At 73.9% G+C, this 26,769-nt stretch carries 21 protein-coding genes; 8 read left to right on the top strand and 13 right to left on the bottom strand.

Annotation, left to right across the window (positions count from 1 at the left end; all coding sequences use genetic code 11):
- Position 1: 1 nt before the first annotated feature.
- The 3 genes from ACZ4WZ_RS07835 to ACZ4WZ_RS07825 are packed head-to-tail and all read right to left on the bottom strand — an operon-like array spanning position 2 to position 4,604.
- A complete protein-coding gene (locus ACZ4WZ_RS07835) occupies positions 2 to 922 on the bottom strand; it encodes a hydroxymethylglutaryl-CoA lyase (protein ID WP_467886631.1) in 921 nt (306 codons plus the stop codon).
- An 11-nt stretch (positions 923 to 933) separates the two neighbouring features.
- The gene (locus ACZ4WZ_RS07830) at positions 934 to 2,964 is read right to left on the bottom strand and encodes an acetyl/propionyl/methylcrotonyl-CoA carboxylase subunit alpha (protein ID WP_467886473.1); all 2,031 of its coding nucleotides are present in this window, start codon (positions 2,962 to 2,964) and stop codon (positions 934 to 936) included.
- A gap of 23 nt (positions 2,965 to 2,987) precedes the next feature.
- Positions 2,988 to 4,604, bottom strand: coding sequence for a carboxyl transferase domain-containing protein (locus ACZ4WZ_RS07825; protein ID WP_388938750.1), 1,617 nt, complete (start codon positions 4,602 to 4,604; stop codon positions 2,988 to 2,990).
- Positions 4,605 to 4,704: 100 nt separating this feature from the next.
- Between ACZ4WZ_RS07825 and ACZ4WZ_RS07820 the strand changes: the two genes are divergently transcribed.
- Together ACZ4WZ_RS07820 and ACZ4WZ_RS07815 are read left to right on the top strand one after the other, a co-directional pair.
- Positions 4,705 to 5,283, top strand: a complete 579-nt coding sequence (locus tag ACZ4WZ_RS07820) for an SACE_7040 family transcriptional regulator (RefSeq protein WP_467886470.1) — start codon at positions 4,705 to 4,707, stop codon at positions 5,281 to 5,283.
- Between the two features lie 56 nt (positions 5,284 to 5,339).
- Positions 5,340 to 6,146, top strand: coding sequence for a phosphatase (locus ACZ4WZ_RS07815; protein ID WP_467886467.1), 807 nt, complete (start codon positions 5,340 to 5,342; stop codon positions 6,144 to 6,146).
- 44 nt (positions 6,147 to 6,190) lie between these two features.
- On the opposite strand, the gene ACZ4WZ_RS07810 is transcribed toward ACZ4WZ_RS07815, so the two are convergent.
- The 5 genes from ACZ4WZ_RS07810 to ACZ4WZ_RS07790 form a co-directional block, all read right to left on the bottom strand.
- Complete coding sequence (locus tag ACZ4WZ_RS07810) at positions 6,191 to 6,598, bottom strand: helix-turn-helix transcriptional regulator (protein ID WP_467886465.1); 408 nt, start codon at positions 6,596 to 6,598, stop codon at positions 6,191 to 6,193.
- 4 nt (positions 6,599 to 6,602) lie between these two features.
- Complete coding sequence (locus tag ACZ4WZ_RS07805) at positions 6,603 to 7,571, bottom strand: cation diffusion facilitator family transporter (RefSeq protein ID WP_467886462.1); 969 nt, start codon at positions 7,569 to 7,571, stop codon at positions 6,603 to 6,605.
- Positions 7,572 to 7,590: 19 nt separating this feature from the next.
- Positions 7,591 to 8,466 (bottom strand): acyl-CoA thioesterase, encoded by an 876-nt coding sequence (locus ACZ4WZ_RS07800; RefSeq protein WP_467886460.1) that lies wholly within the window; start codon positions 8,464 to 8,466, stop codon positions 7,591 to 7,593.
- A 5-nt stretch (positions 8,467 to 8,471) separates the two neighbouring features.
- Positions 8,472 to 9,629, bottom strand: coding sequence for an acyl-CoA dehydrogenase family protein (locus tag ACZ4WZ_RS07795; protein ID WP_467886458.1), 1,158 nt, complete (start codon positions 9,627 to 9,629; stop codon positions 8,472 to 8,474).
- A 162-nt stretch (positions 9,630 to 9,791) separates the two neighbouring features.
- A complete protein-coding gene (locus ACZ4WZ_RS07790; RefSeq protein ID WP_467886455.1) occupies positions 9,792 to 11,315 on the bottom strand; it encodes a PucR family transcriptional regulator ligand-binding domain-containing protein in 1,524 nt (507 codons plus the stop codon).
- Positions 11,316 to 11,431: 116 nt separating this feature from the next.
- Here ACZ4WZ_RS07790 and speB point away from each other — a divergent pair, with 116 nt between their 5' ends.
- Positions 11,432 to 12,394 carry an agmatinase gene (speB, locus tag ACZ4WZ_RS07785; protein ID WP_007264163.1) on the top strand — a complete coding sequence of 321 codons (963 nt, stop codon included), beginning with the start codon at positions 11,432 to 11,434 and terminating at the stop codon, positions 12,392 to 12,394.
- A 60-nt stretch (positions 12,395 to 12,454) separates the two neighbouring features.
- Positions 12,455 to 14,140 carry a thiamine pyrophosphate-binding protein gene (locus ACZ4WZ_RS07780; protein ID WP_467886452.1) on the top strand — a complete coding sequence of 562 codons (1,686 nt, stop codon included), beginning with the start codon at positions 12,455 to 12,457 and terminating at the stop codon, positions 14,138 to 14,140.
- Between the two features lie 45 nt (positions 14,141 to 14,185).
- Here ACZ4WZ_RS07780 and ACZ4WZ_RS07775 read toward each other — a convergent pair whose 3' ends face one another.
- Positions 14,186 to 15,286, bottom strand: a complete 1,101-nt coding sequence (locus ACZ4WZ_RS07775; RefSeq protein WP_467886449.1) for an alpha/beta hydrolase — start codon at positions 15,284 to 15,286, stop codon at positions 14,186 to 14,188.
- Positions 15,287 to 15,502: 216 nt separating this feature from the next.
- Between ACZ4WZ_RS07775 and ACZ4WZ_RS07770 the strand changes: the two genes are divergently transcribed.
- Positions 15,503 to 19,309: an ABC transporter ATP-binding protein gene (locus ACZ4WZ_RS07770; RefSeq protein WP_467886447.1), complete on the top strand. Its 3,807-nt coding sequence runs from the start codon at positions 15,503 to 15,505 to the stop codon at positions 19,307 to 19,309.
- 24 nt (positions 19,310 to 19,333) lie between these two features.
- Here the strand turns inward: ACZ4WZ_RS07770 and ACZ4WZ_RS07765 are convergent, their stop codons facing one another.
- A complete protein-coding gene (locus ACZ4WZ_RS07765; protein ID WP_467886444.1) occupies positions 19,334 to 19,888 on the bottom strand; it encodes an EF-hand domain-containing protein in 555 nt (184 codons plus the stop codon).
- 308 nt (positions 19,889 to 20,196) lie between these two features.
- Here ACZ4WZ_RS07765 and ACZ4WZ_RS07760 point away from each other — a divergent pair, with 308 nt between their 5' ends.
- Positions 20,197 to 20,565 (top strand): hypothetical protein, encoded by a 369-nt coding sequence (locus ACZ4WZ_RS07760; RefSeq protein WP_467886441.1) that lies wholly within the window; start codon positions 20,197 to 20,199, stop codon positions 20,563 to 20,565.
- Between the two features lie 87 nt (positions 20,566 to 20,652).
- Positions 20,653 to 22,125: an aminopeptidase gene (locus tag ACZ4WZ_RS07755; protein ID WP_467886439.1), complete on the top strand. Its 1,473-nt coding sequence runs from the start codon at positions 20,653 to 20,655 to the stop codon at positions 22,123 to 22,125.
- Positions 22,126 to 22,130: 5 nt separating this feature from the next.
- Here the strand turns inward: ACZ4WZ_RS07755 and ACZ4WZ_RS07750 are convergent, their stop codons facing one another.
- Positions 22,131 to 23,921 carry a glycoside hydrolase family 3 protein gene (locus ACZ4WZ_RS07750; protein ID WP_467886628.1) on the bottom strand — a complete coding sequence of 597 codons (1,791 nt, stop codon included), beginning with the start codon at positions 23,919 to 23,921 and terminating at the stop codon, positions 22,131 to 22,133.
- A 155-nt stretch (positions 23,922 to 24,076) separates the two neighbouring features.
- Positions 24,077 to 24,973 (bottom strand): LysR family transcriptional regulator, encoded by an 897-nt coding sequence (locus tag ACZ4WZ_RS07745; protein ID WP_467886436.1) that lies wholly within the window; start codon positions 24,971 to 24,973, stop codon positions 24,077 to 24,079.
- A gap of 83 nt (positions 24,974 to 25,056) precedes the next feature.
- Between ACZ4WZ_RS07745 and ACZ4WZ_RS07740 the strand changes: the two genes are divergently transcribed.
- Positions 25,057 to 25,983: an EamA family transporter gene (locus tag ACZ4WZ_RS07740; RefSeq protein WP_467886433.1), complete on the top strand. Its 927-nt coding sequence runs from the start codon at positions 25,057 to 25,059 to the stop codon at positions 25,981 to 25,983.
- A 74-nt stretch (positions 25,984 to 26,057) separates the two neighbouring features.
- Here the strand turns inward: ACZ4WZ_RS07740 and ACZ4WZ_RS07735 are convergent, their stop codons facing one another.
- Positions 26,058 to 26,633 (bottom strand): DUF937 domain-containing protein, encoded by a 576-nt coding sequence (locus ACZ4WZ_RS07735; RefSeq protein ID WP_467886431.1) that lies wholly within the window; start codon positions 26,631 to 26,633, stop codon positions 26,058 to 26,060.
- Positions 26,634 to 26,769 lie beyond the last annotated feature (136 nt).

The raw sequence follows: 26,769 nt of genomic DNA, 5'->3' as shown, positions 1-26,769 counted from the left end.
ACTACTCCTTGTGGGAGAGGGCGCGGACGGTACGGGAGGGGCTGGGGCGGCCCAGCCGTTCGGCCATCCACACGCTCGTGGCGGTGAGGGCGGCCAGATCGACCCCGGTCTCGATGCCGAGGCCGTCGAGCATCCACACCAGGTCCTCGGTGGCGAGGTTGCCGGTGGCGCTCTTCGCGTACGGGCATCCGCCGAGGCCGCCGGCGGAGGAGTCGACCGTGGTCACGCCGTGCTGGAGCGCGGCGAGGGTGTTGGAGAGGGCCTGGCCGTAGGTGTCGTGGAAGTGCACGCCGATCCGCTCGGTCGCCACGCCCTTCTCGTTCAGGGCGGAGAGCAGGACCTGGACGTGGCCGGGCGTGGCGACGCCGATGGTGTCGCCCAGGCTGAGCTCGTCACAGCCGAGGTCGAGCAGGGCCCTGGCGACGGAGACCACCTGGCCGACCGGGACCGGCCCCTCCCAGGGATCCCCGAAACACATCGAGAGGTACCCGCGCACGTGCGCCCCGTCCGCCTTGGCGCGGGCCACCACGGGCTCGAACATGGCGAGGGACTCGGCGACGGTGCGGTTCAGGTTGCGGGCGGCGAAGGTCTCGGTGGCCGAGCCGAAGACCGCGATACGGGTCGCTCCGAGGGCGAGCGCCCGGTCCAGGCCCCGTTCGTTGGGGACCAGGACCGGGAGGTGCGCCCCGACGTCCGAGAGCAGGGGGAAGAGCTGCTCGGCGTCCGCCAGCTGGGGGACCCACTTGGGGTGGACGAAGCTGGTGGCCTCGATGGTGGTGAGGCCGGCGGCGGCGAGCCGGTGGATGAACTCGGCCTTCACCTCCGTGGAAACGGCCGACTTCTCGTTCTGCAGCCCGTCGCGCGCGCCCACCTCGTGGATGCGTACGCGCGGCGGGAGCCCGGCGGGCGCCGGGACGGTCATGGGCAGCCCGTTCACGCGGCCCCCTCCTCCGCGTCGGGGGTCACCACGGCCAGGACCTGGTCCATGGCCACCGTGGTGCCCGGGGTGACGTCGAGCTCGGTGACCGTGCCGGCGTGCGGGGCGGAGATGACGTGCTCCATCTTCATCGCCTCGACCACCAGCAGGCTCTGACCGGCCGCCACCCGGTCCCCGACGGCCACCTTGACGACGGTGACGGTGCCGGGCATCGGGGCGGCGAGGGTGTCGGCCCCCGCCCTTCCGCCGCCGCCGAGGGAAGCGGCCACCGGGTCGTGGTGCTGGACGTGCCAGCTGTCACCGTCGCGGCCGAGCCAGATCCCCTCCGGGGAGGCGGCGACGCTGAAGCGGTGCGTGACGCCGTCCAGTTCCACGGTGACGGTGCCGGGGGTGCGGTCGACGACACGGCCGAGGGCCGGCGCGGCCGGGTCCTGTCCGGCCGCCGACTCGCCCGCGCCGACGAGCAGTTCCGTGCCGGAGTCCGACCGGCGGGTGCGGATCTCCACCGGGTCCTGGCCCGGGAGGCGGAAGTGGTGCACCGTCCACGCGGGAGTGCCGCCCAGGCGCCAGCCGTCGGCGGCGCCGAACGGGTCCACCCAGCCGCCCGCCTCCGCCGCCGCGGGCCGCGCCAGCAGCGCAGCCGCCGCGTACACCTCGGCCGGGACGCCCTCCGGCAGGAGGGACGGCAGGTCCCGCTCGACCAGGCCGGTGTCCAGGTCGCCCGAGACCACGTCCGGGTGCGCGAGCAGCCGCCGCAGGAAGCCCGCGTTGGTCTGGACGCCCAGGATCACCGTGTCGGACAGGGCCCCGCGCAGCACCCGCAGGGCACTGGCGCGGTCGGGCCCGTACGCGATGACCTTGGACAGCATCGGGTCGTACGTGGAACCGACGGGGACGCCCGCCGTCAGACCGGAGTCGGTGCGCACCGCCCCGCCGTCCGGCTCCGACAGCGCCAGCACCGTGCCACCGGACGGCAGGAACCCGCGCGCCGGGTCCTCCGCGCAGACGCGGGCCTCGATCGCGTGCCCGGTCAGCCGGACGTCCTCCTGCCCGAACCCGAGGGGGGAACCGGCCGCGACGCGCAGCTGCTGCTCCACCAGGTCCAGGCCGGTGACCAGCTCGGTGACCGGGTGCTCCACCTGGAGGCGGGTGTTCATCTCCATGAAGTAGTACGAGGACGGGTCCCCGCCCGGGACGATGAACTCCACCGTGCCCGCGCCGACGTACCCGCAGGAGCGCGCCGCCTCCACGGCCGCCGCGCCCATCGCCGCACGGGTCTTCTCGTCCAGCAGGACCGAGGGGGCCTCCTCGATGACCTTCTGGTGGCGCCGCTGGAGGGAGCACTCGCGCTCGCCCAGGTGCACCACGTTCCCGTGGGCGTCCGCCAGTACCTGGATCTCGATGTGCCGGGGCCGGTCGACCCACCGCTCCACGAGCAGCGTGTCGTCGCCGAAGGAGGACTTCGCCTCGCGGCGGGCCGCCGCGATCTCCTCGGCCAGCACCGCCTCGTCCCGCACCAGGCGCATGCCCTTGCCGCCGCCGCCCGCCGAGGGCTTCAGCAGCACCGGCATGCCGATCGCGGACGCGGCCGCGACCAGTTCGGCGTCGGTCAGACCGCTGCCGGAGGAGCCCGGGACCACTGGCACGCCGGCCGCCCGGACCGTCTCCTTGGCCGTGATCTTGTCGCCCATCAGGGAGATGGCGGAGGCGGGCGGCCCGATGAAGGCCAGCCCGGCGTCCGCGCAGGCCCGTGCGAAGGCCGCGTTCTCCGCGAGGAAGCCGTAGCCCGGGTGGACGGCCTCGGCGCCCGTGCGCTTCGCGGCGTCCAGGAGCCGCTCCACCGACAGGTAGCTCTCGGAGGCGGCCGCCGGACCGATCCGGACGGCGGTGTCGGCCTCCCGTACGTGCCGCGCGTCGGCGTCCGCGTCGCTGAAGACGGCCACGGAGCGGATGCCGAGCTCCCGCAGGGTGCGGATGACCCGGACCGCGATCTCGCCGCGGTTGGCGACCAGAACAGTGCTGAACATCAGTGAGGTCCTCACGTCACACGTCACATACGGAAGATGCCGAAGCCGGAGTCGCCCAGGGGGGCGTTCGCGCACGCGGTCAGGGCCAGTCCCAGCACCTGCCGGGTCTCCATCGGGTCGATGACCCCGTCGTCCCACAGCCGCGCGGTGGCGTAGTAGGCGTTGCCCTGCTCCTCGTACTGCGCGCGGACGGGGGCCTTGAAGGCCTCCTCGTCCTCGGCGGGCCACTCCTGGCCCGCGCCCTCGATCTGGTCCCGCTTGACGGTCGCCAGCACCGAGGCGGCCTGCTCGCCGCCCATCACAGAGATCTTGGCGTTGGGCCACATCCACAGGAAGCGCGGCGAGTACGCCCGCCCGCACATGGAGTAGTTGCCCGCGCCGTACGAGCCGCCGACGACCACGGTCAGCTTCGGGACCCGGGTGCAGGCCACCGCCGTGACCATCTTCGCGCCGTGCTTGGCGATGCCGCCGGCCTCGTAGTCGCGGCCGACCATGAAGCCGGAGATATTCTGGAGGAAGAGGAGCGGGATGCCGCGCTGGTCGCACAGCTCGATGAAGTGGGCGCCCTTCTGCGCGGACTCGGAGAAGAGGATGCCGTTGTTGGCGACGATGCCGACCGGGTGGCCGTGGATCCGGGCGAAGCCGGTGACCAGGGTCTGCCCGAACTCCGCCTTGAACTCCTGGAACCGGGACCCGTCCACGATCCGGGCGATGATCTCGCGGGCGTCGTAGGGGGTGCGGGAGTCGACGGGGACCGCGCCGTACAGGCCGTACGGGTCCACCTTGGGCTCCTCGGGAGCCTCGACCGACCAGGGCAGCGCCCCGCGCTCCGGCAGGGTCGCCACGATGTTGCGTACGATCCGCAGCGCGTGCGCGTCGTCCTCCGCGAGGTGGTCGGTGACGCCGGAGGTGCGGGAGTGGACCTCGCCGCCGCCCAGCTCCTCGGCCGTGACCACCTCGCCGGTGGCGGCCTTCACCAGCGGCGGGCCGCCGAGGAAGATCGTGCCCTGGCCGCGCACGATGACGGCCTCGTCGCTCATCGCCGGTACGTACGCCCCGCCCGCCGTGCAGGAGCCGAGGACGGCGGCGATCTGCGGGATCCCGGCCCCCGACATGCGGGCCTGGTTGTAGAAGATCCGGCCGAAGTGCTCCCGGTCGGGGAAGACCTCGTCCTGCATGGGGAGGAAGGCGCCGCCGGAGTCCACCAGGTAGAGGCAGGGGAGACGGTTCTCCAGGGCCACTTCCTGGGCCCGCAGGTGCTTCTTGACGGTCATCGGGTAGTACGTGCCGCCCTTGACGGTGGCGTCGTTGGCGACGATCACGCACTCGCGCCCGCTGACCCGGCCGATGCCGGCGATGACCCCGGCGGCGGGGGCGGCGCCCCCGTACATCCCCTCCGCGGCCAGCGGGGCCAGCTCCAGGAAGGGCGAACCGGGGTCGAGGAGGGTGTCCACGCGGTCGCGGGGGAGCAGCTTCCCGCGCGCGGTGTGGCGGGCCCGGGCCTTCTCGCCGCCGCCGAGACGGGCCGCGTCGAGCCGGGCGCGCAGGCCTTCGGCGAGTTCGCGGTGGGCGGCCTCATTGGTCCGCCAGGCCTCGGACGCCGGGTCCGCGGCGCTCGTCAGCACTGGTGCCTGCTGCATCGGTCGAGCTCCCTTGCTCGTGCACGCTTTGTTAATGACCGTTAACGCGTTCGGGTCTCAGGTTAACGAGCGCTAACCGCCCTGTCTAGAATGGATTTCCATGAGCACCAGAGCGGCCACCCCGACCCGTCGCGAGCAGATCCTCAGTGAGGCCGCTCGTCTCTTCGCGGAGCGCGGCTTCCACGGCGTCGGCGTGGACGAGATAGGGGCGGCGGTCGGCATCAGCGGCCCCGGGCTGTACCGGCACTTCGCCGGCAAGGACGCCATGCTCGCCGAGCTGCTCGTCGGGATCAGCGAGCGGCTGCTGACGGGCGGCCGGCGCCGGGTCGAGGAGGCGGCCGGGGACCCGGAGGCGCTCCTCGCCTCCCTCGTCGAGGGCCACATCGACTTCGCCCTCGACGACCGTGCCCTGATCACCCTGCACGACCGCGAACTGGACCGGCTGCGCGAGGCCGACCGCAAGCTCGTGCGCCAGCTCCAGCGCCAGTACGTGGAGCTGTGGGTCGAGGTCGTACGGGAACTGCACCCCCGGGTGGGGGAGGCGGAGGTACGGGTGGCCGTGCACGCCGTCTTCGGGCTGCTGAACTCCACCCCCCACCTGGCCACACCCGGCCGGGAGGCGACGGAGTCGCTGCTGCGCAGGCTGGCGCACGGGGCCTTCGGGGCGCTGTCGGGTTGAGGCGCCGCTTGAGCGGTGCTCGGTGGAACGGACGGCTCCGGGCGGGCGGCGGCAGAATGGGCCGCATGCCGAAGCCGATAGAGACGCCCGTACCCAGCCGCGCCGAACTCGTCGACCACCTGGTCCGTACGCGCATCGCGGGCCGGGTGGCCACCCCGCGCGAGAACAACCTCTCCCACTACCGCAAACTCGCCAACGGCGACCGGCACTACTGGCTCGGCCTGGAACTGGGCGACCGCTGGGCCGACGAGCAGGACGTACTGGCCGTGATGGCCGAGCGCGCCGGCGTCATCGACGATCCGGCCCACCGGGCCGGACAGGACACCATCGACCCGGAACTGACCGTCGCGGGCCTGGACCGGATGGCGGCCCGGCTGCACAAGGCCGCCCTGGACCGGCAGAGCGTACTGCTGGCCACCGGCCACCCGGGCGGCCTGCTCGACGTCCACCGCGCCACCGCTGACGCGCTGCGGGCCGCCGGCTGCGAGATCGTCCGCATCCCGGCCGGCCTGATCGCCGACGAGGGCTCGGTGTGGCAGTTCGCCGACGTGGCCGTACTGGAGCGGGGCGCGACCCTGTGGCACACCCACTCCCCGGCCCCGATGGCCGCGATCCTGGACGGCCTCGCGGCGGAGGGCCGCCCGCAGCCGGACCTGGTCGTCGCCGACCACGGCTGGGCGGGCTGCGCGGCGCAGCGCGGGCTCGACGCGGTGGGGTACGCGGACTGCAACGACCCGGCGCTGTTCGTCGGCGAGGCGGAGGGCACCCTCCAGGTGGCGGTCCCGCTGGACGACCACGTCCGTGACCCGCGCTTCTACGACCCGATGGTGGCGTACCTGCTCTCGGCGGCGGGCCTGCTGTAGCCCGGCCGCGCGGCGGGCGCGGACCGGGCCGGGCCCGGCTGCCGCTACGGGGCCTGGGGGCCGTTCCTGACCGGCCGGGTGTGGATCTTCGCCACGCAGGCCGGCAGGGCCGCGTCCTCCCCGTGGGCCCGGGCCCGGTACGCGCTCGGGGTCTCGCCCACCAGCTCCGTGAACCGGGAGCTGAACGACCCCAGCGAGGTGCAGCCCACCGCGAAGCAGACCTCCGTCACCGACTGGTCGCCCCGCCGCAGCAGCGCCTTGGCCCGCTCGATCCGGCGCGTCATCAGGTAGCCGTACGGGGTCTCCCCGTAGGCGGCGCGGAAGCTGCGCGAGAAGTGGCCCGCCGACATCAGGGCGGTCCGCGCCAGCGCGGCGACGTCCAGCGGCTCCGCGTAGTCGCGGTCCATCAGGTCACGGGCCCGGCGCAGTCGGGCGAGATCCTCCAGGTTCACCCGTTCAGCCTCGCACGGGCCCCGGCGGTACCGCAGGTTCCGCCGGGGAGGGGGTCGGGTCCAGGTACACCCGGCGGATCGCCGGCCACCGCTCCCGCAGCTGGTCCTCGGCGTCCTCGCAGGCCGCCTCCACCTGCCGGGCCGAGGCCAGGTCGTGGAAGTCCACCTTCGCCGCGATCAGCACCTCGTCCGGCCCCTGCACCAGGGTGGTGAGCTCCAGCACCCCCTCGATGTGCGGGACCGACAGCAGCTCCTCGAGGACCTCCGCCCGCATCGGGGCGGGCAGCGGCCGCCCGATCAGGTACTGGGCGTTGGAGCGCCCCAGCTCCCACGCCACCGCCACCAGCAGCAGCCCGATCAGCAGCGACGCCACCCCGTCGTAGACGCCCGAGCCCGTCAGCCGGGCTCCCAGCAGTCCGCCCGCGGCCAGCGCGAGGCCGATCAGCGCGGCGGCGTTCTCCAGCAGGACCGCCTTCACCGCCGTGTCGGGGGTGTGCTTCACGTACAGCCCCAGCGGCGCCCGCATCCGGGCCGCCTCACCCGTCACCTGCCGCCAGGCCACCAGCAGGGAGTACCCCTCCAGGACGAAGGCGACCGCGAGGACGGCGTACGGGAGCGCCGGGTCACCGGGCTCCTCCCCGTGGACCAGCGTGTGGATCCCGTCGTAGACGGCGAAGACCGCGCCGCCCGCGAAGGTGGCGATCGAGGCGAGCAGCGCCCAGACGTAGCGCTCGGGCCCGTACCCCAGCGGGTGCGCCTCGTCGGCGGGGCGGGCGCTGCGCTTCAGGGACGTCAGCAGCAGCACCTCGGTGACCGTGTCGGCCACCGAGTGCGCGGCCTCGGACAGCATCGCGCTGGACCCGCCGACGATCCCGGCGACGGCCTTCGCCGCGGCGAGGGCCAGGTTGGTGACCACGGCGACGACCACCGTGGCGACGCTCTCGGATTCCGCCCCTTCGGCTGCGACCGGCATGGGGTGACGGTATGTCCGGTCAGCCGCGCGGGACGCGTACGACACCCTCCTGGATGACGGTGACCGCCAGGCGGCCGTCCTGCGTCCAGATGCGGGCCTGGCCCAGGCCGCGGCCGGCGGACGCCGAGGGGGACTCCTGGTCGTACAGCAGCCACTCGTCGGCGCGGAAGGGCCGGTGGAACCACATGGCGTGGTCCAGCGAGGCGCCGACCACGTCGCCGACCGCCCAGCCGCCCCGGCCGTGCGCGAGCAGCACCGAGTCCAGCAGGGTCATGTCGGAGACGTACGTGGCCAGGCAGACGTGCAGCAGCGGGTCGTCCGCGAGCTTGCCCTGGGTCCGGAACCAGACCTGGGAGCGCGGCTCCCTCGGTTCGCCGACCGATCCCCACGGCGGGGTGGTCGCGTACCGCAGGTCCACGGCGCCGCGCGCCTCCAGCAACCGCTCGACGGTGCCCGGGTCGCGGAAGGTCCCGCGGTAGGCGGGCAGCGCCTCGGCGGCCGTCGGCAGGGTCCCGGGGTCGGGCGCGGCCGGCATGGGGGCCTGGTGCTCCATGCCCTCCTCGTACGTCTGGAAGGACGCGGAGAGGTGGAAGATCGGCTGCCCGTGCTGGACGGCGACCACGCGCCGGGTGGTGAAGGAGCGTCCGTCGCGGATCCGGTCCACGGAGTACACGATCGGCGCGCCGGAGTCGCCGGTGCGCAGGAAGTACGAGTGCAGCGAGTGCGGCAGCCGGTCGGCGGGCACCGTGCGGCCGGCCGCGACCAGGGCCTGGGCCGCGACCTGGCCGCCGAACACGCGCGGCACCAGGGAGGTGCGGCTCGTGCCCCGGAAGATGTCCTCCTCGATCTGCTCCAGGTCGAGCAGATCGAGGAGGTCCGCCAGCGCGTCGTTCAAGTGGGTTACAGACCCATCGACTTGGCGATGATCGACTTCATGATCTCGCTGGTGCCGCCGTAGATGCGGTTGACGCGGTTGTCGGCGTACAGGCGGGCGATCGGGTACTCGTTCATGTAGCCGTAGCCGCCGTGCAGCTGGAGGCAGCGGTCGATGACGCGGTGTGCGACCTCGGTGCAGAACAGCTTCGCGGAGGCGGCCTCGGCCGGGGTCAGCTCGCCCGCGTCCAGGGCCTCCAGGGCGCGGTCGGCGACGGCCTGGGCGGCGTCCACCTCGGCCTGGCAGGCGGCCAGCTCGAACTTGGTGTTCTGGAAGTGCGCGACCGGCTTGCCGAAGACGGTGCGGTCGGTGACGTACTGCTGGGCGAACCGGACGGCCGCGGCGGCCTGGGCGTAGGCGCCGAAGGCGATGCCCCAGCGCTCGGAGGCCAGGTTGTGGCCGAGGTAGTAGAAGCCCTTGCCCTCCTCGCCGAGCAGGTCCTCGACGGGGACCTTGACGTCGACGAACGCCAGCTCGGCGGTGTCGGAGGTCTTCAGGCCCAGCTTGTCGAGCTTGCGGCCGATCGAGTAGCCCTCGGACTTGGTGTCCACGGCGAAGAGGGAGATGCCGAAGCGGCGGTCCTCGGCCGACGGGGCGGAGGTGCGGGCGCAGACGATCACGCGGTCGGCGTGCACGCCGCCGGTGATGAACGTCTTGGCGCCGTTGAGGACGTAGTGGGTGCCGTCCTCGGAGAGCTTGGCGGTGGTCTTCATGCCCGCGACGTCGGAGCCGGTGCCCGGCTCGGTCATCGCCAGAGCCCACATCTCCTCACCGGAGACGAACTTCGGCAGGAAGCGCTTCTTCTGCTCGTCGGTCGAGAGCATCTTGATGTAGGGCAGGGCGAGCAGCACGTGGACGCCGGAGCCGCCGAAGTTGACGCCCGCGCGGGAGGTCTCTTCGTAGAGGACGGCCTCGAACTTGTGGGTGTCCAGACCCGCGCCGCCGAACTCCTCGGGCACGTTGATGCCGAAGATGCCCAGCTCGCCGAGCTTGTAGTAGAAGTCGCGCGGCGCCTGGCCGGCCTGGAACCACTCGTCGTAGACGGGGACGACCTCGGCCTCGATGAAGGCGCGGAGGGTCTCGCGGAACGCCTCGTGGTCCTCGTTGAATACGGTACGGCGCACGAGCCGCCTCCTCGATCCCTAGTTCGGCCAGACTATGTCTAAGCGCTTGCTCATAGCTAAGTTACCCGGCGGTCACTCCGGCTGTCCAGGGAGTGTGACGCGGTCCCGGAACCTTTCTGCGGCCTGCTGCCTTCGGGTCGGCGGGCCGGCGGGCCGGCGGGCCTAAGGCAGCAGGCGCAGCGCGAACCACAGCTCCATCCGGGTGTCCGGGTCGTCGAGGTCCCGGTCGAGCAGCGCCGCGCAGCGGGCGATGCGCTGGCGGACCGTGTTGCGGTGGACGCCCAGCGCCGCCGCGCCGCGGTCCCAGCTGCCGTGGTGGGCCAGCCAGCCGCGCAGGGTGTCCCGCAGGGCGGGGGAGAGCGGCCCGAGCAGCGCCTCGGCGTGGGCCCGGGCCTCCGCCTCGCCGACCAGCCCCGCGAAGCCGGGGTCCGTGTGCCGGGCCAGCGGCGTACGGGCCGCCTCGGCACGGGCCAGGGCCCGCCGGGCCTGCGCCCCGGCGGTGGCCAGGGCGCCGGGCGCGGCCGGGGCGCTGACCCCGAGCCGCCACCCGGGCTGCGGGCCGGGCTCGCGGTCGGTGAGCAGGCGTACGCCGTCCCCGCGCGGGTCCAGCAGTACGGTGCCCAGCGCGGCCGCCAGGGCCTGCGGGTCGCCGCCGCCCCGGGCGTGGACCGCGTACCAGGGCCCCGGAGCGAGGGCCCCGGCCGGGTCCCCGTCCAGCAGCAGCCGGGTCAGGGCCGCCGCCTCGTCCCCGGCCGGGCGCTCCGCGGTGACCAGGCTCAGCAGGACGGCGGCGATGGAGGCGATGGTGTGGTCGCCGGGGGTCCGCCCCGGGGTGGCCAGGGCCAGGACCCGCCCGCCGCCCACGGCGTACGCGGCCAGGCTCGTCGCGCCGAGCGAGTCGGTGGCGGTGGCCGCGGCCCCCGGCGCCACCCGGCGCGCCAGCGCGGCCACGGCGTCGAGCACCCCGGAGTCGGGCACGGCCCCGGCGGCCGCCCCGGCGCCGGGGGCTCCGCCGGTACCGATCGCCCCGGCGGCCCCGGCCGCCCCGTCGGCCCCTGACCCGGGAGTCGCCCCGGCGGCCCCGGCCGGGCCGGTTCCGGATGTGACCGCATCGAGCAGCGCGGCCCAGCCGCCCAGGCTCGCCGCCAGGCGGGACAGCACCGCCGGGACCGGGTCCGGGCGGGCCGCGGCCGCCGCCAGGGCCTGCTGCGCCTCCGCGACCCGGCGCAGCTCCCGCGTGCGCGCCTCCGCCATCAGCCGCCCGACGCTGCGGGCGACCGCCGTGAACGGGGTCCCGGGCGGGACCTCCACCAGCGGCAGCCCGTACCGCCGGCACGCCTCGGCCAGGCCCGGCGGCACCACCTCGTGCACCGGGGTCACGCCGAAGCCGAGCGCGGCGGCCCCGGCACGGGCCAGCCCGCCGACGTAGGCGGCGGCGCCGGCCTCCGTCAGCTCGGCCCCCGCCGTCAGCAGGAGCTCGCCGCCCAGCAGGTACGGGGAGGGGTCCGCCATCTCCGAAGCGTGCACCCCGTGCACCTCCGCCACCGCAGGACCCGCGAGGTGCCGCAGCCCGAGCGCCCGCTCGCCGAGCAGTGCGGCCAGCCCCACGGGCGGCGTCATCGGCTCGCCGGCGGGCGCCCCGGCCTGCCCGCCGCCGGGGTTCGGGGTGAGGGGGACCTCGGACATGGATGCTCCGTACATTTCAGTGCTGCCAGGTGGATGAAACGTACCCTCCCCACCCCTGTGCGGCACGCTTACGCTCGAAGGACCGCACCCGCAGGACCACCAGAAGGGCACCCCCCATGAGCACGCAGCCGCGCGGCCCCGTCGACTCCTCCCGCATCCCGCGCTACGCGGGCCCGGCGACCTTCGCCCGCCTGCCCCGCCTCGACGAGGTCGGCTCCGCCGACGTCGCCGTCGTCGGCGTGCCCTTCGACTCCGGTGTCTCCTACCGCCCCGGCGCCCGCTTCGGCGGCAACGCCATCCGCGAGGCCTCCCGCCTGCTGCGCCCGTACAACCCGGCCCAGGACGCCTCCCCCTTCGCCCTCGCGCAGGTCGCGGACGCCGGTGACATCGCGGTGAACCCCTTCAACATCAACGAGGCCGTCGAGACGGTCGAGGCCGCCGCCGACGAGCTCCTCGGCAACGGCTCGCGCCTGATGACCCTCGGCGGCGACCACACCATCGCCCTGCCGCTGCTGCGTTCCGTCGCGAAGAAGCACGGCCCGGTCGCGCTGCTGCACTTCGACGCGCACCTGGACACCTGGGACACCTACTTCGGCGCCGAGTACACCCACGGCACCCCGTTCCGCCGCGCCGTCGAGGAGGGCATCCTCGACACCGAGGCGCTCTCCCACGTCGGCACCCGCGGCCCGCTGTACGGCAAGCAGGACCTCGACGACGACGCCAAGATGGGCTTCGGCATCGTGACCTCGGCGGACGTCTACCGCCGCGGCGCCGACGAGGTCGCCGACCAGCTGCGCCAGCGCATCGGCGACCGCCCGCTGTACATCTCCATCGACATCGACGTGCTCGACCCGGCCCACGCGCCCGGCACCGGCACGCCGGAGGCCGGCGGCATGACCTCCCGCGAGCTGCTGGAGATCATCCGCGGTCTGTCGTCCTGCAACCTGGTTTCGGCCGACGTCGTCGAGGTCGCCCCGGCGTACGATCACGCGGAGATCACCTCGGTCGCGGCCTCGCACACCGCGTACGAGCTGACCACGATCATGAGCCGTCAGATCGCCGCCTCCCGCCAGGGCTGACCAGCCCGGCCCGGCGGCGGCGGGAGCGGAACGACCGCAGCACGAAGGGCACGTACGCGCGTGACGCACGACCACGACCTGGTACTCCGTCCCACCGAGGCCCAGACGGCGGCCGCCCTGGCCCCGCCGCCGGGCCGCACGGGCGGGGACCTGGTCGTGGAGACGCTGCGCGGCCTCGGCGCGACCACCGTCTTCGGCCTGCCGGGCCAGCACGCGCTGGGCCTCTTCGACGCGGTCGGCCGCTCCGACCTGCGCCTGGTCGCCCTGCGCACGGAGAACAACGCCGGCTTCGCCGCCGACGCGTACGGCCGGCTCACGGGCGAGGCGGTGCCGCTACTGTTGTCCACCGGGCCCGGCGCGCTGATGTCCCTGCCGGCCCTCGCGGAAGCGGCGGCCGCCTCCGCGCCGGTCCTCGCGATCTCCTCCCAGGTCCCCACGGCCGGCCTGGGCGGGGGCCGCCGGGGCCATCTGCACGAGCTGCGGGACCAGTCGGCCTCCTTCCGCGACGTGGTGAAGTCGGTCCACACCGCCCGCACCCCCTCCCAGATCCCCTCCGTGATCGCCGAGGCCTGGGAGTCCGCGCTGACCGCCCCGCACGGCCCGGTCTGGGTGGAGATCCCCGAGGACGTCCTGCGGGCGCGGACACTGATCCCGCAGGTCACCGGGATGGACGCGACCCCGCACGAGCTGGCCCCCCGGCCGGAGCTCACCGCGCTGGCCGCGCACTGGCTGTCGAACGCCGCCCGCCCGGTGATCATCGCGGGCGGCGGGGTGATCCGCGCCGACGCCGCCGGCAAGCTCAGGCAGCTCGCGGAGCGGCTGAACGCCCCCGTGGTCACGACCTTCGGCGGCAAGGGCGCCTTCCCCTGGACCCACCCGCTCTCCCTCCGGTCCTGGCTGGAGGACCGCCACACGACGGACTTCCTGGAGGACGCGGACGTCCTGCTGGTCGTCGGCTCCGGCCTCGGCGAGCTGTCCTCGAACTACCACACGTTCTTCCCCACCGGCCGGGTCGTCCAGATCGAGGCGGACCTCGGCAAGCTGGAGTCCAACCACCCGGCACTGGGCATCCACGCCGACGCCCGCCTCGCCCTCCAGGCCCTCCTGGAAACGGTGGAACCCCGCCCGGACGAGGAGGCCCCCGAACGGGTCCGCGCCCTCCTCGCCGCGGTCGAGGAACGCCTCGCCCCGCAGGACGTCGCCCTCGAACGCGGTCTCCTGACCGCCATCCGGCAGGCCCTCCCGGCCCGCTCCCCGTCGTTCTGGGACATGACGATCCTGTCCTACTGGGCCTGGTCGGCCTTCGACGCGAAGCACCCGAACACCATGCACTCCGCCCAGGGCGCGGGCGGCCTCGGCTACGCCTTCCCGGCGGCGCTCGGCGCGGCCGTCGCCGAGCCCGGCACCCCGGTCCTGGCGGTCTCCGGCGACGGCGGCGCGATGTACTCCCTCGCCGAGCTCGCCACCGCCAGGGAACACGGGCTGGACGTCACCTGGCTGATCGTCGACGACGGCGGCTACGGCATCCTGCGCGAGTACATGAACGCCGCGTTCGACGGCCGTACGACCGCCACGGAACTGACCCGGCCCGACTTCACCGCCCTGGCCGCCTCCTTCGGCGTCCCGGCGTCCACCACCGCCCCGGAGACCCTCCGCGAAGACCTGGCGCGGGCCCTGAAGACCCCGGGCCCCTCGGTCCTCGTCCTCCCCGCCACCCTGAAGATGTTCGCCCCGACACACGTCTGAGCCGCGTCGGCCCGGGCCGGCCCGGGACGGGCCCGGCCCGCGCCGTCAGTCGGCCCGGAGGCGGGCGCTGGTCCATTCCAGGGCCGGGGGGATCTCCCGGTTCCAGGTGTTGAAGTTGTGGCCGCCGCGTTCGAGGGTGATCGACGAGACGTGGGCCGGGGCCTTCACGGCCTGGACGAACTGCCGGGTCGCCCGCAGGTTGCCCTCGCCCTGCAGCGAGGTGGTGACCAGGAACGACGCGTTCGGCTGGGGCCGGTTCGCCAGGTGCCACAGCAGGTCGGACCGCTTCTCCTCGTCCTTGTCGCCGTGGAAGAGGTCCCCGGAGTCCGAGTCGACCTCCGGCTTGTAGTCCGCGGAGAGGCCGACCCCGGCCGCATAGGTCTCCGGGTGCTGGAGGGTCATCTTCAGGGCGCAGTAGCCGCCCGTCGAGTCGCCGATGATCGCCCAGTTCCGGGCGGCCGTGCCGACCCGGTAGTGGCTCGCGACGGTCCGCGGGACGTCCGTACCGAAGAAGGTCTCGCTCCGCGGGCCGCCGCCGGGGACGTCGACGCACTGGCTGTTGGACGGGCCCACCACGGGCCGCATCATCACCAGGATCATCGGCTGCGTCTTCTTCTGCTTGGCCTGCGTCCAGGCCGTCTTCGGGTACCGCAGCCCCTTCAGCAGGTTCTCCGCCGTGCCCGGGTAGCCCGTGAGGACCACGGCGGCCGGGAACCTCCGCTGCTCGGCGCCCTTCTGGAAGTACTCCGGCGGCAGGTACACGTACGCCTGGGCCGCCACCCCCGACCGCTCGCCGTGCAGGGTCACCTGCTCTATGACCCCGCCCGTCTGGGGATTGCGCCCGCCCGGCACGTCCGGCGCCTGCCGCCCCAGCACCCGCACCGCCGCCCCGCCCGGCACGGCCTCGCGGCGGGGCGGCCCGGCGGTCAGGTCCTCCCACGACCCGTAGATCAGGAAGCTGCGGTTCGCCGCCAGCGCGACCGAGGCGAACAGGCACACCTGGACCAGGAGCAGCAGTCCGGCACGCCCCACCACCGGCCCCGCGCCGCCCCGCGCCAGCCGCGGCCACCGCCACACCGTCACCGCGAACACCAGCACCGTGCACAGCACGGCGCCCGTCAGGAGCGTGCCACTCGTCAGACCCATGAACCGGCGAATCCTTCCAAGATGCCCACAGCACCGCCAACCGGTGCGCACCCGGCTAGAGCGCCCCGGGGGCGGGACGGTTCCCCGCGCCGCCCCCTGGACGGACGAAGCCCCCGAGCGCTCCCGCGCACACCGGTGCGATCGTTGCGGTGGGATGAAATCCGCCGGTGGGGGCGTTGGGGGAGCGGCAGGACAGGACCGACGGGGAGGCACCACGTGACGGCGGCGCAGACGGAGGCCGGGGAGACGGCGGCCGAAGAGCAGCGGAGCTGGGGCAGGCGGCTGACCGCCTACACCTGGCGGTACAAGGCCAACGTGCTCCTCGCGCTCGGGTCCTCGCTGGCCGGCATGGCCGTCATGGCGCTGGTGCCGCTGGTCACCAAGGTGATCATCGACGACGTCATCGGCGACGAGAGCAAGCCCATGGGCCCCTGGGCCGCCCTGCTCATAGGCGCCGCCCTGCTGGTCTACGTACTGACCTACATACGCAGGTACTACGGCGGGCGCCTCGCCCTCGACGTGCAGCACGACCTGCGCACCGACATGTACGACACCATCGCCCGCCTCGACGGGCGCCGGCAGGACCAGCTGTCCACCGGACAGGTCGTCGGCCGGGCCACGAGCGACCTCCAGCTGATCCAGGGGCTGCTCTTCATGCTGCCCATGACCATCGGGAACTTCCTCCTCTTCGGGATATCCCTGGGGATCATGCTGTGGCTGTCCCCGCTGCTGACCCTCGTCGCCCTGCTGATGGCCCCCGCCCTCTGGTTCATCGCCAAGCGCAGCCGCAAGAAGCTCTTCCCCGCCACCTGGTACGCCCAGGGCCAGGCCGCCGCCGTCGCCTCCGTCGTCGACGGCGCGGTGACCGGCGTACGGGTCGTCAAGGGCTTCGGCCAGGAGGAGCAGGAGACCGGCAAGCTCCGCGAGGCCGGCCGCCGGCTCTTCGGCGGACGGATGCGCGCCATCCGCCTGAACTCCCGCTACACCCCCGCCCTCCAGGCCGTCCCCGCCCTCGGTCAGGTCGCCATGCTGGCCCTCGGCGGCTGGATGGCCACCCGGGGACAGGTCACCCTCGGCACCTTCGTGGCCTTCTCCACCTACCTCGCCCAGCTCGTCGGCCCCGTCCGCATGCTCGCCATGGTGCTCACCGTCGGCCAGCAGGCCCGCGCCGGCGTGGAGCGCGTCTTCGAGCTCATCGACACCGAGCCCGAGATCCGCGAAGGGACCGAGGAGCTCCCCGCCGACGCTCCCGCCACCGTCGAGTTCGAGGACGTCCGCTTCGGGTACGAGCCCGGGCGTCCCGTCCTCGACGGCTTCTCCCTCGCCCTGGCCGAGGGCGAGACCGTCGCCCTCGTGGGCGCCTCCGGCAGCGGCAAGTCCACCGTCTCCCTGCTCCTGCCCCGCTTCTACGACGCCGACCACGGCACGGTCCGCGTCGGCGGCCACGACGTGCGCGAGCTGACCTACGACTCCCTGCGGGGCGCCATCGGACTGGTGCCCGAGGATTCCTTCCTCTTCTCCGACACCATCCGCGCGAACATCGCCTACGGGCGCCCCGACGCCGGCGAGGAGGAGATCCGCGCCGCCGCCCGCGCCGCCCAGGCGGAAGGGTTCATCGAGGCCCTCCCCGCCGGCTACGACACCAAGGTCGGCGAGCAGGGCCTGACCCTCTCCGGCGGCCAGCGCCAGCGCGTCGCGCTCGCCCGCGCCATCCTCACCGACCCCCGCCTGCTGCTGCTGGACGACGCCACCTCCGCCGTGGACGCCCGCGTCGAGCACGAGATCCACGAGGCACTGCGGGCCGTCATGGCGGGCCGCACCACCCTGCTGATCGCCCACCGCCGCTCCACCCTCGCGCTCGCCGACCGGATCGCCGTACTCGAGCACGGGCGGCTCGCCGACATCGGCACCCACGAGGAGCTGGAGCGCCGCTCCGCGCTGTACCGGCGGCTGCTCACGGACCCCGACGCCCTCGGGGCGCACTCGCCGCGGACCCCCGACGCGCCGTCCATGGCGGAGTTCGAGCGGGACCTGGAGAAGGACATCGAGCTCGAGGCCGAGATCGACTCGGAGCCGGTGAGCGCCAAGCGGCGGGTGGCCGACGGGGTCACCCCCGAGCTGTGGCGGCGCCGGGAGGAGAAGGCCGGCGGTGCCGGGGCGGTCTCCGGGACGCCGGGTGCCACCCCCGAGCTGCTCGCGCAGGTGGCCGCGCTGCCGCCCGCCGATGACGAACCCCGGGTGGACGAGGCCCGGGCCTCGTCCGCCGAGGAGAGCTACGGCCTGCGCCGGCTGCTGGCCGGCTTCTGGGCCCCGCTCGCCGTCAGCCTCGGCCTGGTCGCCCTCGACGCGAGCGCCGGGCTGCTGCTGCCCGTCATGATCCGGCACGGCATCGACCAGGGTGTGGAGAAGGCCGCCCTGGGGGCGGTGTGGGCCGCGTCCCTGCTCGCCCTCGCCGTGGTGGCCGCGCAATGGGCCGCGCAGTTCGCCGAGATCCGGATGACCGGGCGCACCGGGGAGCGCGTGCTCTACTCCCTGCGCGTCAAGATCTTCGCCCAGCTCCAGCGCCTCGGCCTGGACTACTACGAGCGCGAGCTCACCGGCAAGATCATGACCCGGATGACCACCGACGTGGACTCCCTGTCCAGCTTCCTGCAGACCGGGCTCGTCACCGCCGTGGTCTCCGTCCTCACCTTCTTCGGCATCCTGATCGCCCTGCTGGTCCTCGACGCCGAGCTGGCGCTGATCGTCTTCGCCACCCTGCCCGTGCTCGTCCTCGGCACGATCGTGTTCCGCCGCAAGTCGGTGGCCGCGTACGAGCTGGCGCGCGACCGGGTCAGCCTGGTCAACGCCGACCTCCAGGAGTCCGTGGCCGGGCTCCGGCTGGTGCAGGCCTTCCGCCGCCAGGACATCGGCCGGGCGCGGTTCGCCGAGCGCAGCGCCGCGTACCGGGAGGCCCGGGTACGCGGCCAGTGGCTGATCTCCGTCTACTTCCCCTTCGTGCAGCTGCTGTCCTCGGGCGCGGCGGCGGCCGTGCTGATCGTCGGCGCGGGCCGGGTCGAGGCGGGCACCCTCACCACGGGCGCGCTGGTGGCGTACCTGCTCTACATCGACCTGTTCTTCGCACCGGTCCAGCAGCTCTCCCAGGTCTTCGACGGATACCAGCAGGCCACCGTCTCCCTGGGCCGCATCCAGGACCTGCTGCGCGAGCCCACCACCACCCCGCGCCCGGCCGAGCCCCGCGAGGTGACGGCGCTGCGCGGCGAGATCGCCTTCGAGGACGTGCGCTTCCAGTACGGCACCGCCGAGGAGCGCGGGGAGAAGGGGGACGCCCTGGCCGGGATCAGCCTGCGGATACCCGCCGGGCAGACCGTCGCCTTCGTCGGCGAGACCGGGGCGGGCAAGTCCACGCTGGTCAAGATGGTGGCCCGGTTCTACGACCCGACCTCCGGCCGGGTCACCGCCGACGGCACCGACCTGCGGGAGCTGGACCTGACGGCGTACCGCCACCGGCTGGGGGTCGTCCCCCAGGAGCCGTACCTCTTCCCGGGGACGGTCCGCGACGCCATCGCCTACGGCCGGCCCGGCGCGAGCGACGCCGAGGTGGAGGCCGCGGCCCGGGCGGTCGGCGCGCACGACATGATCGCCACCCTCGAGGGCGGCTACCTGCACGCCGTCACCGAGCGCGGCCGCAACCTCTCCGCGGGTCAGCGCCAGCTGATCGCGCTGGCCCGCGCCGAGCTGGTCGACCCGGACGTGCTGCTGCTGGACGAGGCCACCGCGGCCCTGGACCTGGCCACCGAGGCGCAGGTCAACCGGGCCACCGAGCGGCTCGCGGGCAAGCGCACCACCCTGGTGGTGGCCCACCGGCTGACCACCGCCGCCCGGGCCGACCGCGTGGTGGTGATGGACCGGGGCCGGGTCGTCGAGGACGGCAGCCACGCGGAACTGCTGGCCCGCGGCGGACGGTACGCGGTGCTGTGGCGGACCTTCGCCGGCGAGGACGAGGCGGCCGCGGCCGCGTAGCGGGCCGCGCGGGCGCCCCGGGTATCAGAGCTCGCCGAAGAGCAGGTTGCCCGGGGCGTCCGCGTCGTCACCGGTGTAGTACTCGCGTACCGAGTCGAGGAGTTCGTCCACCGACAGGTAGCCGTCGTGGTTCTTGTCGATCTTCGCGAACAGGGCCTCCGCGTCGGCGGGCTCCAGCCGCGTGTCGAAGGCCAGCTGCGCCTTGTGGAACTCCTCGGGGCTGATCCGCCCGTCCCCGTTGGTGTCCACGACGGTGAGGATCGCCTTCACCATCGGCCGGAAGGACCGGTCGTAGGCCTCGCCGCCGTCCTTGTAGAGGCGGGTCATGCCCCGGGAGTACTCCTCGGGGGTGACCTTGCCGTCCCGGTCCATGTCCAGTTCGGTGAAGAGCTCCTGCCAGAAGTCGACCAGCCCGCCCATCACCGCGGTCGCCTTCGGGGAGTTCGCCGGCTCGTCGAGGGCCGACAGCAGCCGGGAGCCCAGCGCGATGATGTCGTGCTCGTCGATCACGCCACTGCCGTCGGCGTCCAGGTGCGTGAAGGCGCGTTCCAGCTTGCGGTCGAGCAGGTCGTTCGTCATGTCATTGCCTTCCACGGCTACGATGAGCGGTCGATCGGTCGCCTAGCGTAGTGTCCGGCCTGATCGTCAAATCCCGTTCCGGCGCTGGGAAGTTGCGGATGCACTCGTACGAGGTATGGGGCGGCCGGCGCCCGGCGGGCCACCCCGCGTGGCGGCGCCGGCCGACCCGGGTGCCCCGTGCAACCTTCCGGCGGGCCGGGGCGTCGTTACGTACGCGCGTGCGTGTTACGTACGACTGATCGGGGGGGCGCGGCATGGTGCAGGGCGCGGGAACGCGGGCGAAGAGGGGGCGCGGCCGGGGGCGGGCCGTGTCCCTCGGGGTGTTCGGGGCGGCGCTGTGGCTGGCCGTGGGCGGGGTGTTCGCGACGGCGCCCGAGGCGCGGGCGGCCACCGGCGGGTGCCCGGGGCAGCTGGTCCGGACGCTGCCGCTGCCCGGAGCCGAGGTGCGCGTGTACAAGAGCCGCGCCCAGGTGTGCGCCGTGAACGTGGCCCTGACCCCCGGGGAACGCCGCTTCATGGAGGTGAGCGTTCAACCGCGTGGCGGGGTCCCCGTGGGCGATGCGGGGCAATTCACCCGGTATGCGGGCCCCGTCACCGTCGGAGCTATCAGCCGATGTGTGTATGTAAAGGGGAGTGTGGCGGCCGGATCGGTGGAGTCCGGCTGGATCCTCTGCTGAATCGGCGGCCCAACTGGGACTGTTCACGGGCATGTTGACCCCGCTAGGTTCACGGCGACCACCAGTGAACCGAAATGGGGAGAGTGCATGCGCAAGACGCTTGGCCGGCTGCTGCCGCTCACGGTGCTCATCGGCACCGTCGGCACGGCCGGTTTCACGGCTCAGACGGCCACCGCCGCAGAGCCGGCCGCAGCCGCGCAGGCCACCGCCGGACAGAGCTCCGCGGCGGACATCAAGGACCAGATCCTCGCGATCCCGGGCATGAGCCTGATCGAGGAGAAGCCGTACCCCGGCTACCGCTTCTTCGTGCTGAACTACGAGCAGCCGGTCGACCACCGGCAGCCGTGGAAGGGCACCTTCAAGCAGCGCGTCACCCTGCTGCACAAGGACGTCTCCCGGCCCACGGTCTTCTTCACCTCCGGCTACAACGTCAACACCAACCCGCGCCGCGCGGAGCCGACGACCATAGTCGACGGCAACCAGCTGTCCATGGAGTATCGATTCTTCAACCCGTCCCGCCCCGACCCGGCGGACTGGTCGAAGCTGGACATCTGGCAGGCCGCCAGCGATCAGCACCGCCTGTTCACCGCCCTGAAGAAGCTCTACCCCAAGAACTGGCTCGCCACGGGCGCCAGCAAGGGCGGCATGACGGCGACGTACTACGAGCGCTTCTACCCGCGCGACATGGACGGGATCGTCGCCTACGTGGCGCCCAACGACGTCGTCAACAAGGAGGACTCGGCCTACGACCGGTTCTTCGGCAAGGTCGGCACCAAGGAATGCCGGGACAGACTGAGCGCGGTCCAGCGCGAGGCCCTGATCCGCCGCGAGCCGCTGGAGGCCAAGTACAAGGCCGCCGCCGCCGAGAACGGCTGGACCTTCAACACCGTCGGCAGCCTCGACAAGGCCTTCGAGGCCGTCGTGCTCGACTACACCTGGGCCTTCTGGCAGTACAGCCTGCTCGCCGACTGCGCGGCCGTCCCGGACGCGAAGACCGCCACCGACCAGCAGATCTGGGACACGGTCGACTCGATCTCCGGCTTCTCGGCCTACGCCGACCAGGGCCTGGAGACGTACACGCCGTACTACTACCAGGCCGGTACGCAGCTCGGCTCGCCCGACATCAAGCAGCCGCACCTCAAGGACCTGAGCCGGTACGGCTACCAGCCGCCGCGCGACTTCGTACCGCGCGACATCCCGATGACCTTCCAGCCGGGAGCCATGGCGGACATCGACAACTGGGTCCGCAACAACGCCCACCAGATGCTGTTCGTCTACGGACAGAACGACCCGTGGGGCGCCGAGCCCTTCCGCCTCGGGTACGGGGTGCGCGACAGCCACGTGATGACCGCTCCGGGCGCCAACCACGGGGCCAACGTGGCCAAGCTCATGGACGGCGAGAAGGCCCTCGCGACCGCCCGGATCCTCCAGTGGGCCGGAGTGGCCCCGGCCGCGAACGTGTTCAGCACCGAGAAGGCGGCCCCCCAGGCGGCCCCGCTCGCCGCGCCGGACCCGCAGCTCGACCAGAGCGACCTGCGCCGCGAGTCGCTGCGCCGGTAAGGGCCTCAGCGGGCCGCGGGCTGGTACGACAGCCCGTGGCCCAGCGGGTAGCGGCCCGGCACCGGAACGGGGAGACGGCCCACGGGCCGGCTCGCCCCCGTCAGCACCCGGGCCGCCGCCCGCAGCTCCACGTCCGTCCACGTGTACGTGGCCACCTCGGCCGCGCACTCGGGCAGCCGCGCCGGATCGTACGGATTGCGGACGGCCACCAGCACCACCGGGACCCCCGTCGCCACCAGCTCCGCCACCAGCGTGCGCTGCGGGCTCTCCCCCTGCGGGACGTTGTACGTGCACACCAGCACCGCCGCGTGACCCGGTGCGGCCGCCACCGCCCGCTCCGGCGGGAGCGCCCGGGCACGGCAGCCCAGCGCGGTCAGCTCCCGCGCCAGGACCGTCGTAGGGGGCCCCGTCGTACCCGTGGGGGAGGCCGGGTCGGTCCCGGTCACCAGCAGCCGCGGACCGGCCGACGCGTCCAGGGGCAGCAGCCCGCGGGGATTGGCCAGCAGGGTGGTCGTACCGGCGGCGACCGCGTCGGCGGCCGCCAGGTGCTCGGCCGTCCCCACCGCCTCGTCCACCCGAGCGTCGGAGGTGTACGGGTCCTCGAACAGGCCCCGGCGGGCCTTCAGCTCCAGGATCCGCAGCACCGACTCCTCGATCCGCCCGCGCGTCAGCTCGCCCGACTCCACCGCCGCCAGCACGCTGCGGTACGCCAGCCCCAGGTCGGGCGCGTTCAGCAGCTGGTCGCAGCCCGCCTTCAGGGCCAGTACGGGCACTCGGTCGTCCCCGTACTTCTGCCGGACACCGGCCATGTCGAGGGCGTCGGTGACCACCACCCCGCCGAAGCCGAGGTGTTCGCGCAGGACGCCGGTCACGATGGGCCGCGACAGGGTCGCCGGGTCCTCCGAGGGGTCGAGCGCGGGGAACACGATGTGCGCCGTCATGATCACGTCCACGCCCGCGCGCACCGCCGCCCGGAACGGCGGCGCGTCCAGCTCCTCCCACTGCGCGCGGGTGTGCCGCATCACCGGCAGCCCGACGTGACTGTCCGTCTCGGTGTCCCCGTGGCCCGGGAAGTGCTTCGCCGCGGCCGCCACCCCCGCCCCCTGGTAGCCGCGCACCTGGGCGGCGGCCAGCGCCGCGACGGCGTCCGGGTCGGAGCCGAAGGAGCGCACACCGATCACCGGGTTGGCCGGGTTCACGTTCACGTCGGCCACCGGGGCCCAGTCCTGCCGGATGCCGAGCGCCGCCAGCTCGGTCCCGGCCACCCGCGCCGCCCGGCGCGCCCCCTCGGCGGAGCCCGCCGCGCCCAGCGCCATCGCCCCGGGCAGCAGGGTCGCGGGCCGGCCGATCCGGGCGACGGCCCCGTGCTCCTGGTCCACCGACAGCACCAGCGGGATCCCCGCCCCCGAGTCCGCGGCGGCCCGCTGGAGGCCGTTGGACAGGGCGGCGATCTGGTGCGGGGAGCGGGTGTTGTGGGCCCACGCGAAGTACACGACCCCGCCCAGGTGGTAGCGGGCCACCAGCTCGGCGGCGGTCCGCACCCCGAAGTGCCGCAGGTTCAGCTCGGCGTCCGCCGGGTCGGGGTCCGTCGCCGAATGCCCGTAGGCCCGGGACACGAAGAGCTGCCCCACCAGCTCGGGCAGGCCCAGCCCGGACACCAGGGTCCGCAGCCGGTCCCGGTCCGGCCGGCGGCCGGGCGGCCCGGAGGGGGCGCGGGAGTCGTCCGGGATCCGGGAGGCGGTGGTGGAGGCGGTGGAGGCCGCTCCGGCGGCTCCGGCGGCCGTGACGGCGGCCATGGCGGCGGCGGCGAGCAGAGCCCGGCGGGAGGCGTGGTTCGGCACCCCCAGGACCCTACTGCGGTCCTGCGCGCCAGGCCTGACGGACACTCGGGAATGGCCCGTAAGTGCCGTGCCGGGCGCCGTGGGCCGGACGGGTCCCCCGACGACACGCCTCAGGGCCTCCAGTGCTCCTGGAGGGTGCGCACGGCCTCGGTGATCGCGGGCCGGCGGGCCGCCCCCGTCCGCCACAGGGCGTACAGCCTGCGCACGGGTCCGGGCTCCAGCGGTACGGCCACCGCACCGGGCGGCAGGGCGCCCGTGCCCAGCCGGGGCACCACCGCGATCCCGAGGCCGGCCGCGACCAGGGCGACGATGGTGTGGTTCTCCTCGGCCGTGTGCGCGATGTCCGGCTCGAACCCGGCCGCCCGCATGGTCCGCACCAGCCAGTCGTGGCAGACCCGCCCCGGCGGCTGGCACACCCACCGCTGGCCACCCAGGTCCGCCCGCCGCACCACCCGCCGGGTGGTGAAGGGGTGCCCGGCCGGGACCACCAGATCGCAGCGGTCGTCGCCGATGACCGCCTGCTCCACGCCCTCGGGGGCGGGCAGCGGGGCGATGTCCCAGTCGTGGGCCACCGCCAGGTCGGTGATGCCCCGGGCCACCAGGTCCACCGAGAGGTGGGGGTCGACCTCCGTCAGGCGTACGTCCAGCGCCGGATGGCGGCCCGCCAGGTCCGCCAGCACGCCCGGCAGCAGCCCGCGCGCCGCCGAGGCGAAGGCGGCGACGGTCAGCAGCCCGCTCGGCCGCCCGCGCCGCTCCTCCAGGGTGGTCTCGGCCCGCTCCACGATCGCCAGCAGCTCCCGCGCGGTGTCGGCCAGGTGCCGGGCCTCCTCGGTGAGCGCGACCCCGCGCCCGCGCCGCTCCAGCAGCGTGGTGCGGGTCTCCCGCTCCAGCTTGGCGATCTGCTGCGAGACCGCGGAGGGGGTGTAGCCGAGGGCGGCGGCCGCGCCCGCGACCGAACCGTGGACGGAGACGGCGTGCAGGGCGCGCAGCCGGGAAAGGTCGAGCATCCGCCCATCGTAAGCAGTGCTTCATCCAACCCGGTAGTGATCAGCGCTGGTGCTACATGGTCCGGGGCGCCGATCCTCGGAGCATGCGTCCCGCACACACCGCACTCGCCGTACTCGTCGCCGCCGTCTGGGGGTTCAACTTCGTCGTCATCGAGATCGGCCTCGGCCACTTCCCGCCGCTGCTCCTGTCCGCCCTGCGCTTCCTCGTCGCCGCACTGCCCGCCGTGTTCTTCGTCGGGCGGCCCAAGGTCGCCTGGAAGTGGGTCCTCGGGGTCGGGGCCGCCCTCGGGATCGCCAAGTTCGGGCTGCTGTTCACCGGCATGGCCGCCGGGATGCCGGCCGGGCTGTCCTCCCTGGTGCTCCAGATCCAGGCCGTCTTCACCGCGGTGCTGGCAGCGGCCGTCCTGCGCGAGCGCCCCGGCCGGGTGCGGCTGCTGGGCATGGCCGTGGCGCTGGCCGGGATCGCGGTGGCCGCCGTGGACCGGGGCCTCTCCGGGTCCGTCACCGGCTTCGTCCTGGTCGTCGCGGCCGCCGCCTGCTGGGGCGTGTCCAACGTGCTCACCCGTAGGGCCGCCCCGCCCGACGCCCTGAACTTCATGGTCTGGGTGTGCACCGTCCCGGTGGTCCCGCTGTTCGCGCTCTCGCTGCTGCTGGAGGGGCCCGGGCGGGACCTGGCCGCGCTGCGCGCCCTGGACTGGTCGGGGGCGGCCGTCATCGGCTACGTCGCCTGGGTGTCCACCGTGTTCGGCTTCGGCGCCTGGGGCTACCTGCTGCGCCGCTACCCCGCGTCCGCCGTGGCGCCGTTCTCCCTGCTCGTGCCGGTGTTCGGGATGTCCTCGGCCGCCCTGGTGCTCGGCGAGGGGATCTCCGGACCGCGCTGGCTGGCGGCGGTGCTCCTGGTCGGCGGGGTCGGTCTGACCTCGCTGGCCCCGGCGCGCGCGGGGACCCGTACGGGTGCCGCCGGCGCGGGCGGCCCCCGCACGGCGGCGGCCGCGAGCCCCGCCCCCTGAGGGAGGCCCCGCGCGGCGCCGGCGTGAGGGAGCGGTACGGGGCCCGTACCGCTCCGTACGCTCTGCCGTGCGGCCTACTTCCGGCCGCCGCCCAGGATCTGGCCCAGCAGGTCGCCCAGGCCGCCGCCCTGCGCGCCGCCCGGGCCCGCGCCGCCGCCCTGCGCCCCGCCCGGGCCCGCGCCGCCGCCCTGCGCCCCGCCCGGGCCCTTGCCGGCGGCCATGCGCTTGGCGAAGACGGCCAGTACGACCGGGATCAGCATCTCGACGACCCGCATGACGGTCGGGGCGGGGATGCCGGTCCTCTTCGCCACGGCATCGGCCACCGGCTTGCCGACCTTGGCGAGGACCCCGGCCATCATGCCGCCGCCGAGCAGCCCGCCGAGACCGCCGCCGAGGGTGGCCACGCCCTGGAGGGGCGCGTCGGACGCCCCGGAGTCCCCGGGCGGGCCGGACGCCTCGACGAGTGCCTGGCGGACCTCGTCGTCGCCGGCGTCGGCCTTCTCCTGGAGGCCCCCGGTCATCGCCCCGACGGTCTGGGCGACCGTCTCGCGGGCGCCGTCGGCGTCCGTGCCGAGCAGGCCGGCGATCTCGCCCAGCCGGTCGTCGCCGAGTTCACGCATCACGTCGTCCTGGAAGGAAGATTCGCTCATGCCGGAAACGCTACTTCTGCGGTGATTCGGCAGCACCTCGGAGTGTCGTCCGCGTGGCGCTAGGTAACGGAAAGGTAAAGCTGTGATTCCGGATGCAACCCTCCGGCCGAGTGGCGGGTCGTATGTTGCGTCGGCA

It is taken from the genome of Streptomyces sp. NPDC029122, assembly GCF_055569445.1.
The sequence above is the reverse complement of the archived record's forward strand: the minus strand, read 5'-3'. Positions and strand labels throughout refer to the sequence as shown.

Coding starts and splice junctions, on each gene's coding strand:
- ACZ4WZ_RS07750 (WP_467886628.1), bottom strand. CDS start 23,921: ATGGCCGCCGTCACGGCCGCCGGAGCCGCCGGAGCGGCCTCCACCGCC.
- speB (WP_007264163.1), top strand. CDS start 11,432: ATGAGCACGCAGCCGCGCGGCCCCGTCGACTCCTCCCGCATCCCGCGC.
- ACZ4WZ_RS07820 (WP_467886470.1), top strand. CDS start 4,705: ATGAGCACCAGAGCGGCCACCCCGACCCGTCGCGAGCAGATCCTCAGT.
- ACZ4WZ_RS07835 (WP_467886631.1), bottom strand. CDS start 922: ATGACCGTCCCGGCGCCCGCCGGGCTCCCGCCGCGCGTACGCATCCAC.
- ACZ4WZ_RS07740 (WP_467886433.1), top strand. CDS start 25,057: ATGCGTCCCGCACACACCGCACTCGCCGTACTCGTCGCCGCCGTCTGG.
- ACZ4WZ_RS07790 (WP_467886455.1), bottom strand. CDS start 11,315: ATGTCCGAGGTCCCCCTCACCCCGAACCCCGGCGGCGGGCAGGCCGGG.
- ACZ4WZ_RS07765 (WP_467886444.1), bottom strand. CDS start 19,888: ATGACGAACGACCTGCTCGACCGCAAGCTGGAACGCGCCTTCACGCAC.
- ACZ4WZ_RS07830 (WP_467886473.1), bottom strand. CDS start 2,964: ATGTTCAGCACTGTTCTGGTCGCCAACCGCGGCGAGATCGCGGTCCGG.
- ACZ4WZ_RS07745 (WP_467886436.1), bottom strand. CDS start 24,973: ATGCTCGACCTTTCCCGGCTGCGCGCCCTGCACGCCGTCTCCGTCCAC.
- ACZ4WZ_RS07755 (WP_467886439.1), top strand. CDS start 20,653: ATGCGCAAGACGCTTGGCCGGCTGCTGCCGCTCACGGTGCTCATCGGC.
- ACZ4WZ_RS07775 (WP_467886449.1), bottom strand. CDS start 15,286: ATGGGTCTGACGAGTGGCACGCTCCTGACGGGCGCCGTGCTGTGCACG.
- ACZ4WZ_RS07825 (WP_388938750.1), bottom strand. CDS start 4,604: ATGCAGCAGGCACCAGTGCTGACGAGCGCCGCGGACCCGGCGTCCGAG.
- ACZ4WZ_RS07805 (WP_467886462.1), bottom strand. CDS start 7,571: ATGCCGGTCGCAGCCGAAGGGGCGGAATCCGAGAGCGTCGCCACGGTG.
- ACZ4WZ_RS07815 (WP_467886467.1), top strand. CDS start 5,340: ATGGGCCGCATGCCGAAGCCGATAGAGACGCCCGTACCCAGCCGCGCC.
- ACZ4WZ_RS07735 (WP_467886431.1), bottom strand. CDS start 26,633: ATGAGCGAATCTTCCTTCCAGGACGACGTGATGCGTGAACTCGGCGAC.